Annotated in this window: 12 protein-coding genes; 5 read left to right on the top strand and 7 right to left on the bottom strand. The window is 29.5% G+C overall.

All coding sequences use genetic code 11. The features are described from left to right. The 6 genes from ACY3IT_RS08805 to ACY3IT_RS08780 all read right to left on the bottom strand — a co-directional run bounded on the left by ACY3IT_RS08805 (position 1) and on the right by ACY3IT_RS08780 (position 8637). Positions 1 to 858 (bottom strand): DMT family transporter, encoded by an 858-nt coding sequence (locus tag ACY3IT_RS08805; protein WP_463082572.1) that lies wholly within the window; start codon positions 856 to 858, stop codon positions 1 to 3. Continuing rightward, the gene (locus ACY3IT_RS08800) at positions 848 to 3913 is read right to left on the bottom strand and encodes a glycoside hydrolase family 2 TIM barrel-domain containing protein (protein WP_463082571.1); all 3066 of its coding nucleotides are present in this window, start codon (positions 3911 to 3913) and stop codon (positions 848 to 850) included. Before ACY3IT_RS08800 ends, ACY3IT_RS08805 begins: the two co-directional genes overlap by 11 nt. Then, positions 3891 to 5573 carry an MGH1-like glycoside hydrolase domain-containing protein gene (locus ACY3IT_RS08795; RefSeq protein ID WP_463082570.1) on the bottom strand — a complete coding sequence of 561 codons (1683 nt, stop codon included), beginning with the start codon at positions 5571 to 5573 and terminating at the stop codon, positions 3891 to 3893. The genes ACY3IT_RS08800 and ACY3IT_RS08795 overlap by 23 nt, the downstream gene beginning before the upstream one ends. Before the next feature lie 4 nt (positions 5574 to 5577). Then, positions 5578 to 6363, bottom strand: a complete 786-nt coding sequence (locus ACY3IT_RS08790) for a carbohydrate ABC transporter permease (protein ID WP_463083646.1) — start codon at positions 6361 to 6363, stop codon at positions 5578 to 5580. A 61-nt stretch (positions 6364 to 6424) separates the two neighbouring features. Beyond that, on the bottom strand, positions 6425 to 7297 hold the full coding sequence (locus tag ACY3IT_RS08785) for a carbohydrate ABC transporter permease (RefSeq protein ID WP_463082569.1): 873 nt from the start codon (positions 7295 to 7297) through the stop codon (positions 6425 to 6427). Between the two features lie 83 nt (positions 7298 to 7380). Beyond that, the gene (locus ACY3IT_RS08780; protein ID WP_463082568.1) at positions 7381 to 8637 is read right to left on the bottom strand and encodes an ABC transporter substrate-binding protein; all 1257 of its coding nucleotides are present in this window, start codon (positions 8635 to 8637) and stop codon (positions 7381 to 7383) included. Between the two features lie 173 nt (positions 8638 to 8810). Between ACY3IT_RS08780 and ACY3IT_RS08775 the strand changes: the two genes are divergently transcribed. From ACY3IT_RS08775 to ACY3IT_RS08755, 5 genes are all read left to right on the top strand, one after another. Beyond that, positions 8811 to 9803: a LacI family DNA-binding transcriptional regulator gene (locus ACY3IT_RS08775; RefSeq protein WP_463082567.1), complete on the top strand. Its 993-nt coding sequence runs from the start codon at positions 8811 to 8813 to the stop codon at positions 9801 to 9803. Positions 9804 to 9896: 93 nt separating this feature from the next. Further along, positions 9897 to 10334, top strand: a complete 438-nt coding sequence (locus ACY3IT_RS08770; protein WP_463082566.1) for a MarR family winged helix-turn-helix transcriptional regulator — start codon at positions 9897 to 9899, stop codon at positions 10332 to 10334. Positions 10335 to 10350: 16 nt separating this feature from the next. Continuing rightward, entirely contained in the window at positions 10351 to 12084 is a 1734-nt protein-coding gene (locus ACY3IT_RS08765; RefSeq protein WP_463082565.1) for an ABC transporter ATP-binding protein, read from the top strand. Next, positions 12077 to 13891, top strand: a complete 1815-nt coding sequence (locus ACY3IT_RS08760; RefSeq protein ID WP_463082564.1) for an ABC transporter ATP-binding protein — start codon at positions 12077 to 12079, stop codon at positions 13889 to 13891. The genes ACY3IT_RS08765 and ACY3IT_RS08760 overlap by 8 nt, the downstream gene beginning before the upstream one ends. An 82-nt stretch (positions 13892 to 13973) precedes the next feature. Continuing rightward, the gene (locus tag ACY3IT_RS08755) at positions 13974 to 14624 is read left to right on the top strand and encodes a sugar-binding protein (protein WP_463082562.1); all 651 of its coding nucleotides are present in this window, start codon (positions 13974 to 13976) and stop codon (positions 14622 to 14624) included. Between the two features lie 57 nt (positions 14625 to 14681). Here ACY3IT_RS08755 and ACY3IT_RS08750 read toward each other — a convergent pair whose 3' ends face one another. Further along, positions 14682 to 15542 carry a DMT family transporter gene (locus tag ACY3IT_RS08750; RefSeq protein ID WP_463082561.1) on the bottom strand — a complete coding sequence of 287 codons (861 nt, stop codon included), beginning with the start codon at positions 15540 to 15542 and terminating at the stop codon, positions 14682 to 14684. Between the last annotated feature and the right edge of the window lie 12 nt (positions 15543 to 15554).

The raw sequence follows: 15554 nt of genomic DNA, 5'->3' as shown, positions 1-15554 counted from the left end.
CTAAGGCTCTTTTGAGGAGGCAATCATTACACTTATAAAAATCAACAATCCACCTAATATGGTATTTACAGTAATTTCTTCTCCTAAAATAATATGGGAGAAGAAATAACCAAATACTGATTCTGTACTAAGTATTATTGAAACAACACTAGGGTGTAAGTATTTTTGAGATAGGGTTTGAAAAATATAAGCTATAAAAGTACTTAATAGTGAAATGTAAGTTAAAGATATTATAAAAGTTTTGTCTATTATTATGCTTAATGATTCTTTGTATAATATGATTGTGAATAAAGATAATAATGATATAGATAAGAATTGGTAAAAAGTTAAAGAAATTGGATCTATGGTACTCACAAATTTTTTAGTGTATATAATGTGTAGAGCAAAAAATAAGGCACAAAATAGACTGAGAATATCACCTGTATTTATATTCCATCTTTCACCGTTATAAAAGAGCAGAAGAACTCCTAATAGGGAAATAAAGGCACTTATAATATGAATTAGGGATGGTTTTTTATTACTTAGGGGCCAATATAAAAAAGGGACTATTATGACATTTGTACTTGTGAAGAAAGCATTTCTGCCAGGAGTTGTGAATTTTATTCCTTCTGTTTGTAGCCAAAAAGCTAAAAATAAAAAGGTTCCTAATATAAAGCCTTTAATAATTGAGAAAAGATCTGTGTTTATTAATCTTTTGTAATAAATGAAAAATAGCAGTAAAGATGCAATAGAGAATCTAAGAAAGATAATATAAGAAGAAGATAAATAAAGAGTACAATTTTTTACTGCGACAAACCCCCCTCCCCATATTATTGAAGATAGAAATAATAATATAATTGCTAATACCTTAACATTCATTCTCTATTAATACATCATTAAGATATTTAGATTTTTCAGATATTTCGTACTTGTTAAATAAGGATATCAATATACTAAATTCAAAATTTTCAAATATACATCTATACTTTTTGAGTTGATTTTGACCACAAGAATTGCTGCCTAAAGCATTTTGTTTATAATCGGTATTGAAAACAATGTAATTACGTTTTTGGAGTTCATGAAAATATTTAGTTTTTTGTAAATCTTCATCTTCATAATAGTATGCACTAAAGCTAAAAGGTGTTTTTGAACCAGCAAATAATCCAAATCCTAATTCATTTGTTAGGCTTACAAATCTGCATTCTTCTCTATTCCCGGCGTCTTGAGGTTTAATATATTTTATTATTAGGTCATTTATATTTTTTTCATATATGCCTATTATAGAGCTTTCTTTCATATCTGGATAATTTATTTCAGGGCCTCTACCATACCATAATACCTTTTCAAGATTTTTGTCTAAGTACCATTTAAAGCCTATTTTAGGAAGCATTGTAGGTGCTAAATGCTTGTCCCCCTCTGTATTTCCTTTTATTTTTATATATATATTCCCATCCGGAATTATAAGATATTTATATTCTAAAATGTATAACCATGATGAATTTAAAGTTCCATATGTAGCAGTTACGTAAACTTCAACAAAACTTTTGTGGGGTGTAATGTTTACTTTATCGATTCTCTCTTGTAAAAATGGTAGTCTGTATTTCTCGATATAATCTTTTACTATATTTCTATCATTATCTATTGGAGCTCTCCATAAATTAAAAAAGGGTCCCTTGTATAGTAACTTGAAACTATTTTTGTAACCATCAGTTAATTTAGCATTTACTTTATCGAATTTTATGTTGAAATCTTCTCCTTTTATAGTAATATATTGTTCATTTTCTTCCATAGAATAATCTTTAGGTGTCATAATTTTACGTTTTGTGTTGTTATTTTCTTTTAGTTTAAATTGATAATAGGAGATAACATGACCTTTATGTGCCCAAATTGTATTTTCTTTAAGTTGAAAGACGAAGTTTATAAAGATCTCTTCATTGTAATTTTTAAGTATTTGTGGAATATCATCTATCACTATGGTTTTTTCTTCTTGAGGATCAATATTAAGACTATTTATGGTTTTATTAAATAGGATCTTGTTTAAACTAAAAATTTCTACAGATAGGGTAATGTTTGATAGGTCTGAAAAATAGTATAAGTTTTTTACTATAAATTCCCCTTTGTTTAAAGCTTTAGGTTTAATTTTGATTGGAGAAAATACATTTTTAGCTTCTAAGAGTCCTGGCTTAATACTCCTATCAGGAAATAGGAGACCATCAATACAGAAATTTGAATCCTCTGGAAAATCCCCACCAAAGATAAAATTTTCGTTGTTCTTTATTAATAGGCCATGATCGCAGTATTCCCAAATAAATGCACCCTGAAAATTATCATAATTTTCCATGAATTCTTCATATTCTTTTAGGCCTCCAGGACCAGTACCCATAGCATGTGCATATTCACAAAGAATATAGGGTTTCTTAGTGTTTTCAATTATTTCTTTAAGAGATCTATTGGAGTTTTCTGGTTCTATCCATGTATACATTGTAGAATATATATCTACAATTTTGGCATCTTTATCTCCCTCATAATGGATTAAGCGAGATTTATCAATACTTTTTATCTTTTGGGCTGCATAAATAAAATTGTCTCCAAAAGAAGATTCATTACCTAAGGACCACATTATTATGGATGGGTGGTTCTTATCTCTTTGTACTGTTCTTTCAATTCTATTTTCGAAGGATAATCTCCATTCTGGATTATTGCTGATGAAATTGTATTTGTTTATTATTTCAAATCCATGGGTTTCTAAATCACATTCAGCAATAACATAAATTCCATATTTATCACATAGATCATAAAAATATGGAGAATTTGGATAATGAGACGTTCTTATAGCATTAAAATTGTGTTGCTTAAGGATTTTTATGTCTTTTTCTACTACTTCTTTAGGAGTATAGTATCCTAATTTAGGATGAAATTCATGTCTATTTATTCCTTTTAATTTAATTTTTTTGCCGTTCAAAGTGAAGGTATTTCCTTTTATTTCTATTTTTCTGAATCCTACTTTTTGGGGAATTACTTCTATAACTTTTTCATCTTTTTCTAAGACTATAAATAAATCATAAAGATATGGTTCTTCATCTGACCATTTTTTAATCTTAAGGTTGCCTATGGTTAATTCTAAAGAGTTGTTTTTTGAGAACTCATATATATTTTCTGATATTATTATTTCCTCCTCATCCATTAATATTGTCTTTAATTTATAGTCTTCTAAAATTTTATTAAATTCAATTTTCAAATTTAAAGATCCTTTTGAATAATCTTCATCAAGATACGGAATTACAAAATAATCATAAATTCCATCCTCAGGTTCAACTATTAATTCTACATCTCTTGTGATTCCCCCAAGTTTCCACATATCCTGATCCTCTAAATAACTTGAATCTGACCATTTATATACTCTAACTACAATTAAATTATCGTTTTCTCTTACAACATGACTTATATCAAATTCGGAAGTTAATCTTGACCCTTTACTATATCCTACTTCTTTTCCATTTAACCAAACACTAAAAGCTGAAGAAACACCATGAAATCTTAAAATTATTCTTTTCTCCAACCAACTTTTGTCGATATTAAATCTTCGTCTATATATACCACAAGGATTTTTTGTGGGTACATAAGGTGGATTTATAGGGAAAAGGTAAAGAAAATCTGTATAGTATGGTTTATCGTAACCTTGAGTTTCCCAGGGTGATGGTACGATTATTTCATCCCAATTAGTGTCATCAAATTCTTCTGTCCAGAAATTATTAGGTGAATATTCTGGAGATTCAATAAACATGAATTTCCAAACTCCATTTAAGAGTTTATATCCTATACTTAAACCTTTTTCATAAGTTTTTGCTTTTTCTAATTCTGTAAAAGGTATAAAGTATGCTCTTGGTTTTAGAACATTTATTCCAGTGATTTTATAGTTTTCCCAGAGTTTCATAGATTCCCTCCTTTTCTATTTCTTCTAAGAATTTTAAAAATATACTACTAGTCCAGCTAAATCCAGTGTCACATAATCCTTCTCCTGTTATTGGATCAAAATTTTCATTAAAATAGCTATTTAAAACTAATTTTATAAATTTAGTTTTAATATCTGTAGAAAATTCTTTAAAGCTTAAATCTTCTAATGAAGAAGTAAGTAGAAATGTGGTGGGACCCCAAATAGGGCCTCTCCAGTATCCTTTTGGGTCAAAATCTGGACTATCTATTGCTTCTGTGGTAAGACCATGTTGGGTAATAAATCTTTTCTGGATATTAATGATTATTTTTTCAATAATGTTAAGTGGAAGTTTATTAGTGAGTATTAGAGGAATATATTTTTGTAAGCTATTGCAGTTTACAATATTGTGTTTCTGATCAAAAACAATAAATTCATTTTGATTCCATAATTTTATTAATTTGTCAAATAACTTTTCTGAAATTTCTTTAAAATTTACGTAATCATTATATCTTTTTAATTTTTGAGCCATATCAGATAGAAGATCAAATAGAATAATAAGATATGAATTTAAATCAGGAGATTCAACAGGTATAGTTTTTTTGAAAACTGTTGAATTATCCCAACCACTTTCATTCCCATGATTATATTGAATAAGAAAGTCTTTATCATCATCTCTGTGATTTAACCACCAAAATCCCCAACTCTTAAGAGGTTCATAGAATTCTTTTAAATCTTCATAAGCTATAAGATTATTTTTTAGGAAGTATTTAAAAATATATCCAATAATGGGGGGTTTACAGAAGTTTTCATGAAAGTATATGTCGTTTATAAAATCTGGTATTAATCCATCTTCTCCCTGAATAGAGAAGAAAATTCTTAGATTATCAAAACTTAAATCTGGAAATTTTTCTATAATTGGAATTATTGTAAACAATACATCCCAACTCCATATATTTGTCATTTTATTTTTTGAAGAGAAATATCCTTCGTATTTTATTAATCCTCTGGGTGATACTGTATTTGCCCAAAGAATATATTTTGCTAAGGTTATTTGAAAATTGTTATTACTTATCTTAAATTTCGAAGAAAAGTCTTCAAATTCTTTTCTTGTTTTGTTTACAGACTCATCGAAGGAAGGTATAGTATATTGGGGATTTTCACATTTAAAATCTAAAACAGCTAATTCACAACTTTCTCTGATAGGTGTAATAGAGAGGATGGAATATTCTGTTCTTAATCCATTCCATTTATTTATTAGTTTGTATTCTCCCTCTTCAATTTTTATAAACAGAAATAAATTGTTCCTATGAGAACAATTAAACTCTATTAAAGAATTGTTTCTTTCAATTACATAGTCGTAGCTTTTTGTTAAAAATTCCAATTTAATAGGAAGTTTGTAAGTTTTTATCTTTAAGATGTTGGGATTACTAAAAGAGATATATAATTCTCCAACTTTGTATTCTATCTTTAGTAAATACGGTAACATAGAAATATCTTTTATCTTTTCATTAACAATGATTTTTATAATCTCTTTTTCAACATCATCCCCACCTGTTAGATGTCCGATTAAAATATTGTCATCTTTATCAAGTAAAATTCTTATATAAGATCCTCTTCTTGTAAATGGTATCTTACTTAATTCATATTTGCTTTTTATCATTAAATCACCTCTTTATTCCTACACTTGCAATTCCCTCAGTAAAGTATTTTTGTGCCAAAATATAACATAGCAATGGTGGTAATGATACAATGGTTGTTATTGCCATGATTTTGTTTATTTCAATGTGATGTAATCCTCTAAACTGAGCTACACCTAACATAAGAGTGTATTTTTGAGGATTATTTATAAATATTAAAGGTCCTAAAAAGTCATTCCAACAAGTTACAAAATTAAAAATGGCTAATATAGCTATAGCGGGCTTCATAAGTGGTAAGAAAATTTTTGTAAATGTTTGTAATGGATTTGCACCATCTATGGCAGCAGCTTCTTCTAATTCTTTTGGTATGGTCAATAGAAATTGTCTCAAAAGAAAAATATAGAAAGGTCCTCCAAACCATGCTGGTATGATAAAGGGTTTAAGAGTGTCTATCCATTTTAAGGCTTTGAAAAGTACATATTGAGGAATCATTGTGACATCCCAGGGTATCATCATAGATGCCAATAGAATTGTAAATAGAAGTTCTCTTCCTTTAAATTTGTATCTTGCAAAGCCATAGGCAACGAGTGTGCATGAAAATATTTGACCTAAAGTATTGAAAATAACAATGAGTAAAGAGTTTTTGAGATATAAATTAAATGGTTGTGCATTCCAGGCCTCTTTAAAATTTTCTAAATGCCATGAGGATGGTATAAATTTAGGAGGATAAGTAAAAAGTTCAGTTGAGGGTTTTACTGAGCTTATGATCATCCAAATTATAGGAAATACAAAATATATTGATAGAAATATCATCAATATATAATAACCTAAACTAACTAACAACCTTTTCAAAATAATACCTCCTTTATTTTATTTATGATTCTGCCTCATAATAAACCCATAAATTTGATGTTTTAAATAAAATCATAGTTAGAATAAAGATTATAATAAACATAAACCAAGCGTTAGCAGCAGCGTATCCTAATTGAGAGTATCTAAAAGCATTGTGGTATACATACATAGCAAATACGTAGGAGCTTCTTGCTGGACCTCCACCTGTCAACAATAGGGCTAATGTTAGAACTTGAAATGCGCTTATTAGGGTCGTTATTAAATTAAAAAGGATGGAAGGAGATATCATTGGTAAAGTGATTTTCAAAAATCTTTGCCAGTTAGTTGCTCCATCTATATAAGCTGCTTCGTATAATTCTATTGGAACATTTTTAAGAGCAGCGAGAAATATAAGCATTGTATTACCCATAGTCCATAAACTGGCTATAACCAAAGAAACAATACTCCATTTTCTATCCCCAAGCCAATTTATTCCACTTATTCCCAATAAGGATAGAAAATAATTTAAAATTCCATATTCTTTATCATAGATCCATGACCATACTATAGCTATAGCTACTCCTGAAACTATAGTTGGAAGAAAAAACAATACTTTAAACATAGATGTAAGTCTAAATTTTGGGTTAATTAGTATTGCACAAAATAATGCAAAGATGGTATTCAAAGGAACATAAAGTAAGACATATCTAAATGTTGCTTTAAGAGCATTGTAAAATAGTGGATCTTGAAACATGTCTATATAATTTTTAAGACCTATGAAATTGGTTTTCCCTACTATAGGCCAATCATAGAAGCTCATTATACATGAGAAAATTAATGGCCCTAAAGTGAATGATAGTAATCCTATTATCCAGGGAAGGATAAAAAGATATGGAATATATTTATTGTATTTCATGGTTTTGTTTTTCCTCCATTTTATCTGAGATATGGGAGGAGACTTTCAAAATCTCCTCCCATATTTCTTAATATTATCTTTAGCTACTTAAGAAATCTTTTACATGTAGTAACAAGTTCATTTAAATATTCTTTAATTTTATTTTCATCAGCTTGTTCACTGAATATCTTTTCTATTGTTACTGCTAATTCATCATATACTTTTCTCATATTTCTATTGAGATTAAATGAAGGTACAGTGTCTTTAGAGGCTTCAACCATTTTATAGAATGGTTGATAGTATGGATCTTTTAAGAATCCCATTTCAGATGCGACACTTTTTCTTGTGGGTAAATCTCCTTTTCTCATTTTTATTGCATCTTTGTTGTAACTGTAATATTTGACAAATTCCCATGCTTCTTTTATATTTTTAGAATCTTTTGCTATTGATATAGCAGAAACATTTAATATACTTTTTACTTTTTTCCCTTTAAAGGCTGGGAGAATATGAACTCCAAAGTTTAATTTTGCTTCTTGAAATTCGGGTAGACGCCATATGCCACTTTCTAACATACCAACTTTTCCTGCCTTGAATAAATCGCCTCCAGATTGTATTTGTTGGGTGCCAGTTAGAACAGCAATACCTTCTCTTAACATCTTAGTAAATAGGGCTAAAGTTTCTATCATTTCTTTGCTGTTTAAATATCCTTCTATTTCTTTTCCATCTAAACTACAATATCTTCCTCCATTACTCCATAAGAATTGTTCAAAATCATAAGGATCTGGACTAATAGGAAAGGCAAAACCGTAGATTTTTTGCGAAGGATTGGTTATTTTTTTAGCTTTATCTATTAATTCATCCCAGGTCCAATTGGGAGAAGGGGGTTGGACATTATTTCTTTTGAATAAATCTTTATTCCAGTAAACTACGTGGCTTGTGAATCCTACAGGTAGACCATAATATTTATTTTCATATTTACAATAGTTGAGAACTGCAGGATAGTAATCGTTCAGATTTATGTTTTTTTCATTTTTAATTAAATCATCTAACGGTAAAAGAGATTCAGCATAAGTTGGGAAATCCCACATATACATAACATCTGGTGGGTTTTTGGCCCCAAAGGATGCTGCAAGTTTTTGATCAAAATTATCGCCATAACTTTCTACTTGTACCTTAATATTAGGATATAGTTTTTCAAAATTTTTGGCTATAGCTTGTTCAATTTGAAAAAGCTCTCCAGTATCCCATGTTGCAAATCTTATTGTGGTTATTTTTTGGGGTGATGAAATAGTAATGAATAAAAGAAAAATAAGAAGGGAAAATAAGGTTTTGGGTAATGATCTTTTTTCTTTAGAGGCCATTTTATATACCTCCTTTATAGGTAATGTTAAGAATAGTTTAAAATAATTTTAGTAAAATGTCAATATTTTTAGTAAAATTATTTTGGAATAAGTCGGATTTTAGGTTATGTTGAGAAAAAAGTAAGAATTTAGTAATATCATTAATAGGAAGTCGGTAAGGGGAAAGAGTTAATATGAAAAGAAGTAAAAACAACGTAACAATTAAAGATATAGCGAATAGGTTAGGAGTTTCAATTACTACTGTTTCTCGTGTATTAAATTATGATGAAACTTTTAACGTCTCAAGTGAATTAAAAAGAAAAATATTTGAAGTGGCTGAAGAGTTAAATTATGAAGTAAAACCTAAAAAAAGAAAAAGGACAAGTAGATTATTGATAATAAGGACTATTTCTGAAGATTTAGAAATGCAAGATTTATATTATTTATCTCTAAGAGTAATATTAGAAAAACTTGCTAAATATATGAATATAGATACTGTAACTATTCATAAAGACGATATGTTTAATATTGATTTAAAAGATATAAATGGAATAGCTATTATTGGTGTACTTAACAATGAAGAGTTAAGTAATCTTTTAACCAAATCTTCTAATATTGTAGTTTTAGATGCTTATGTTGAGAATCCAGTAATAGACTGCGTAATTATAAATATGAAACAAGCTGTGAAAGATGCTATTGATTATTTGTTTTCTTTAGGCCATAGGGAGATAGGTTTTATAGGTGGCGATATAATGGATAAAAGAGAATATTATTTTAGAAAATATGTGAAGGAAAAGGGATTATCTATAAATGAGAATTATATAAAACGTGGAGATTATACACCTAACGGAGGGTATAAAGCTGCTAAGGAGCTTTTAGCACATAATATAAATCCAACAGCAATTTTTGTGGCAAATGATTCGATGGCTATAGGTGTTTATAGGGCTTTATTTGAAGCTTCATTAAAGATACCTGAAGATATAAGTATTGTTGGTTTTAACAATATATCTATATCTAAATTTTTGAATCCTCCTCTTACTACAATAAGTATTCCTATTGAAGATTTAGTTGAGACAGCCATCAATTTATTGTTAGAAAGGATAGAAAAAAATAGAAAAAATTCAAAAAAAGTCATTATAGCTACGGAGCTTGTTGTAAGGAATAGTTGTAAGGAAATTAGCTTATGATAAAAAATCTATGTTTTTTAGTTTTCAAAATAAATATACATTGGATATACTTAATTGATATACTATTAGTTAGCTAATTATTGGAGTGGATATATGTTTTATGGAAAAGAAGAGTCTTTATATGGGTTATTTAAAGGTGTAATAAAGGAGCATTTTAGGAGAAGAGAAAAGCTACTTTCTGATCTAAAGGTTTATAGGGGGCAAGCTCCTGTTCTTCTTCTTTTGGCTGAAAAAAATGGCCTAACTCAGAAGGAGATAGCAGAAGAATTAAAGATAAAGCCATCTACCGTCACTCTAATTCTTAGAAGGATGAAAAAAAGAGGTCTTGTCTCAAGTAAAAGGGATGAAAAAGATAAGAGATATACGAAAGTGTATTTAACTGAGGATGGAAAAAAATTTATTTGTAGATTAAGAGAGATATATAGACAATTGGAAGAGGAATGTTTTAATGGTTTTTCTGATGAGGAAAAGGATCAATTAATGAATTTTTTAAGGAGAGTAATAGATAATCTAAGAAGGTTAAACGAATAATAGGAGGATTTGGTAAATGAAGAAGCTTATAAAATATTTGAAGCCTTATACTCTTTTTGCTATATTAGCCCCTATTTTTATGCTCATAGAGGTGATATGTGATCTTTATCAACCAACTCTTCTTGCCCACATTGTAGATAATGGTATTTTAAAAAATAATTTTTCTTTAATTCTAAATACTGGACTCATAATGCTTGGTATTGCTTTTATTGGAATGATAGGTGGAGTGGGTTGTACAGTTTTTTCCTCTTTAGCCAGCCAATACTTTGGTAGAGATCTAAGGAATGAATTATTCAAAAGAGTACAAAAATTTTCCTTTAAAAATATAGATAAATTTCATACTTCTTCTTTGATAACTAGATTAACAAATGATGTAAATCAAGTTCAGACTCTTGTTATGATGTCTTTAAGAATTATGGTTAGAGCTCCTCTTCTTTTTATAGGTGGTATTATAATGGCTCTTTCCCTTAATAAAAGTTTATCAGTCATTTTTTTGTTTTCTATCCCCATATTAATCCTTACCTTTTTAGTTATTATGAAGAAAAGTTTCCCTCTTTTTGGTGAGATCCAGAAAAGAATAGATTATATGAATAACGTGGTAAGAGAAAATTTGGTTGGTATAAGGGTGGTGCGAGCTTTTAGAAGAGAAGATTATGAAAAAGAGAGATTTAGATATGCAAATTCTTTATTAATGAATGCAGTTATTAAAGCTGTTATGTTGTTAATAATTGCTATGCCTCTTTTCATGTTAGTTATGAATTTCAGTATATTAGGATTACTTTGGTTTGGGGGTCTTTTGGTTAATCGTGGAAGTATGAAGGTGGGGGAAGTAATGGCATATATTAACTATATAGGGCAGATTATGTTCTCATTAATGATGATAGGTAATATTTTAATGTTTGTATCAAGGGCTTCAGCTTCTGCTTCAAGGGTTATAGAAGTTTTGGAAGAGAAAATTGATATCCAAAGCAAAGAAAATGCAGATAAGAACCCTATAAGTGAAGGCAAGATCAAATTTGAACATGTCTATTTTAGCTATTCTAATAAAGAGGAATATGTACTAAAAGATATTAATTTTGAGGTAAATCCGGGTGAGGTTATAGGGATAATTGGAACAACCGGTTCTGGTAAATCTACTTTAGTAAATCTTATCCCAAGACTTTATGATATATCTTCAGGGAGAATCTTAATTGATGGAAAAGATATTAGAGATATGGATATTAAGATACTTAGAGATGCTATATCCATGGTTCCACAAGAAACTATACTTTTTTCAGGTACTATAAGGGAGAATATATGTTGGGGAAGAGAGGATGCTAATGAGGAAGAAATAATTAATGCTGCAAAAATTGCCCAGGCCCATGAGTTTATTATAAGACTTCCTCAAGGTTATGACACTGTTATAGGAGAGAGAGGAGTTACATTATCTGGAGGTCAGAAACAGAGAATTGCAATTGCAAGGGCTTTAGTAAGAAAGCCTAAAATACTGATTTTGGATGATGCCACTAGTGCTGTTGATTTTGTTACAGAGCAAAAGATTATCCATGGAGTGAGAGAGATAATAAGAAACTGTACTACTTTTATTGTGGCTCAGAGAATTAGTACTATGATGAATGTAGATAAGATAATAGTACTTGATAAAGGAGTAATAGTAGGATTTGGTTCTCATTCTGAATTACTTAAAGAAAATAATTTTTATAGGGAAATTTATAAATCTCAGATAGATGAAGAGGTAATGAGGTATGCGTAGAGAAGGCGAAAGACCATTTGGTGGGCCTGGAAGATTAGGACCACATTTTAATTTTGAGAAAGTAGAAATTAAAGATCCATGGGGTACTTTAAGAAAGCTCTTTAAATATATGAAAAAATTTAAGTGGGGATTTATTTTTGTTTTTATTTTGACATTTATTTCTTCCATATTGGGAATTGTAGGTCCTTATCTCATAGGTAAGGGTATTGATACTTATATAATTCCTAAAAGATTTGATGGTTTTCTTAGCTTTCTATTAGTTCTCGGTGGAATCTATCTTTTATTATCCTTTCTTGGATGGATTCAAGGTTATGTAATGTTGAAAACCACTCAAAATTTGGTTTATGAAATGAGAAGGGATTTTTTGGGCAAAATTCATAGACTACCAATTAAGTTTTTTGATTTAAGATCTTATGGGGACATTATAAGTAGAATTACTAACGATATAGATAATATAAGCATGGTTCTTTCTAATAGTGTGATACAGTTTTTTTCCAGTATTACGACTTTAATTGGCATTATATTTATGATGCTAAGAATAAGTATTCCTATGACAATTGTTAGTTTGATTACCATTCCTTTAACTATTTGGTTAACAAACTTCATATCCCATAGAACTCGTAATTATTTTTATGCTAACCAAACTCTTTTAGGAAAACTTAATGGTTTGATAGAAGAGGATATTTCTGGTTTAAAAGTAATAAAAATATTTAATAGAGAAGAAAAGGAAATTAAAAGGTTTGAGGCTTTAAATGAAGAACTAACTCAAGTAGGAATAAGGGCTCAGGTTTTTTCTGGTTCAATTGGACCACTTATGAATCTTCTTAATAATTTAAGTTTTGCAATAATTGCAGGATTTGGAGGTTATTTTGCTTTTAAAAGGATGATATCTATAGGAGATATTACTATATTTATCAATTATTCAAGACAATTTACAAGACCTATTAATGAACTTGCAAATCAATATAATATGATTCAATCAGCCATAGCCAGTGCAGAAAGAATTTTTGAGGTTCTTGAAGAAGAGGAAGAAAAAGAAGATCCCAATATAATGGAGATAAAAGATATCAAAGGAGAAGTTGAATTTAAAAACGTTTGGTTTTCTTATGTAAAAGGTAATCCTGTTATTAAAAATGTAAGCTTTTATGTTAAAGAAGGGAAAGTGATAGCTCTTGTGGGGCCTACAGGTGCTGGAAAAACTACAATTGCAAGTTTAGTAGCAAGATTTTATGATGTAGATGAAGGACAAATTCTGATAGATGGTATTGATATAAGAAGAATGAAAAGAAAGGATATAAGATCATATCTTGGAATTGTTTTACAAGATACGCTTCTTTTTTCTACATCTATAAAAGAGAATATCAGATATGGAAGATTGGATGCTACTGATGAAGAGGTTATAGAAGCAGCTAAACTTGCCCATGCTCATGATTTTATCATTAAATTACCTCAAGGTTATGATACAATTCTCTCGGAAGATGGGGGAGGCCTAAGCCAAGGACAAAGACAGCTTATAGCTATTGCAAGAGCTATTCTTGCTAATCCTAAGATATTGATCTTGGATGAAGCAACTAGTAATGTAGATACAATGACAGAGAAGTATATTCAGAATGCAATGTTAAACTTAATGAAAGGGAGGACAAGTTTTGTTATAGCCCATAGATTGTCCACTATTAGAAATGCTGATATGATCTTGGTTGTGTATAATGGGGAGATAATTGAAAGAGGTACTCATGAGCAACTTATAAGAAAGAAAGGATTTTATTACAATCTATATATGAGCCAATTTGCGGAAGAGTTAGAGTAAGGGAATATTAAAAGAACGGTTGACAGAATTATTTAATTAACTTTATAATTCTTATTAAAATTTTATTAAAGGGGGAGTTGGTATGAAAAAGTTAAGTTTTATTCTGATTTTATCCTTATTTGTTCTTTTTATTTTAGCATCTTTGACTCTCGGACAACAAACACAAACTGCAGTAGCTAAATATGGCAAACCTAAAATTGATGCCCAAATGGATGAGGTTTGGAAGTCTGCCAATGAGTATGTAACAGATAGATATGTATCAGGTACAAAGGGTAAAGTAGCTTATGCTAAATTTAGAGTATTGTGGGATGAAGATAGTATATATGTTTTGGCAGAAGTTTATGATTCTCTTTTAAATAAAGATAATACTAATCCTTGGGAACAAGATTCTGTAGAGATATTTGTGGACGAAGGAAATGAGAAAGCTTCTTCGTATGATAACAATGATGCTCAGTATAGAGTAAACTTCGATAATTATCAAAGTTTTGGAACTAATGCCTCTAAAGACTATTTTGTAACAGCTACAAGAAAGACTGATTTTGGGTATGTTGTAGAAGCTCAGGTAAAGATGAGAACAAGGAAATTAAGTGAAGGAATGGTAATTGGGTTTGATTTACAAGTAAATGATGCAAATATGTTTGCAAATAGAGTTGGAATAGTTGCATGGAATGAGTGGGATAATGAGGCTTGGAGAAATGCTTCCTATTTTGGAAATTTAAAGCTTGAAAAATAAAATCTTTGGTTAGAGATTTTTAGAAAAGAGCCTACCCGAGTAAAGGGTAGGCTCTTATTATTTTTTAGATGATAGACTAACGCCTGAGATAATGAATATTCCGCCTATAATTTTTAAAAAACTTAAGGTCTCTTTTAAATAAATTACACCCCAAATAGCTCCGAAAAGTGGAATTAAATTTAAGAGATTTACAACTTGACTTACAGAAAGATGTTTTAAACCATAGTTGTAAAGTAGGTAGCCTAATACGGAACAAAAGAATGATAAATAAAAAAGTGATAAGAAAATAGGAAAATTAATTTTTATATGCATTCTTGTAAAGGTTAAAAAAGGAATAAATAAAAGGGTTCCCCATAGCATTTGGAAGGTAGTTATTACTTCGTGGGAGTAAAGATGATTAACCTTTTTTATTTCCCAATTGTATATTACCCACATCACCCCTGATAGAAGTACAAGAATATCACCAAATAAATTGTTAAATTTTAAGTTAATTCCAGAATCTCCTATGATCAGTAATACTCCAATTATGGAAAGTACTACACCCCATAATCTATTCATTGGTATTTTTTCTTTTGAGGTGAGAAATTCTACAATTAATCCCAAGGCAGGAAAGGAGCCCACAATAAGGGCTCCTTCTGAAGCGTCGGTATATTTTAAACCAGAGTTTTCAAAGACAAAATATAATGTGACCCCTAACATTCCCGCTATAAATAGAGGTTTTTGATATTTCCAATGCAAAGGAGTTTTTCTAATCTTTGGATAAAAAAGAATAGCAGAAAATATAAAGGCAAGAAAAAATCTTATAAAGGATAGTTCAAAAGGAGAATATTCATTTAGAAGTATTTTGGAAACAGAAAAAGAGATGCTCCAGAAGAGGCAAGATATTATTACAGATACTAAAGCTAACAATTTGTTCATATCTTTTTACCT

Source organism: Dictyoglomus sp. GBS, from assembly GCF_055179815.1.
Note: the sequence above shows the minus strand (reverse complement) of the source record. Positions and strands in the feature narration are given on the sequence as shown.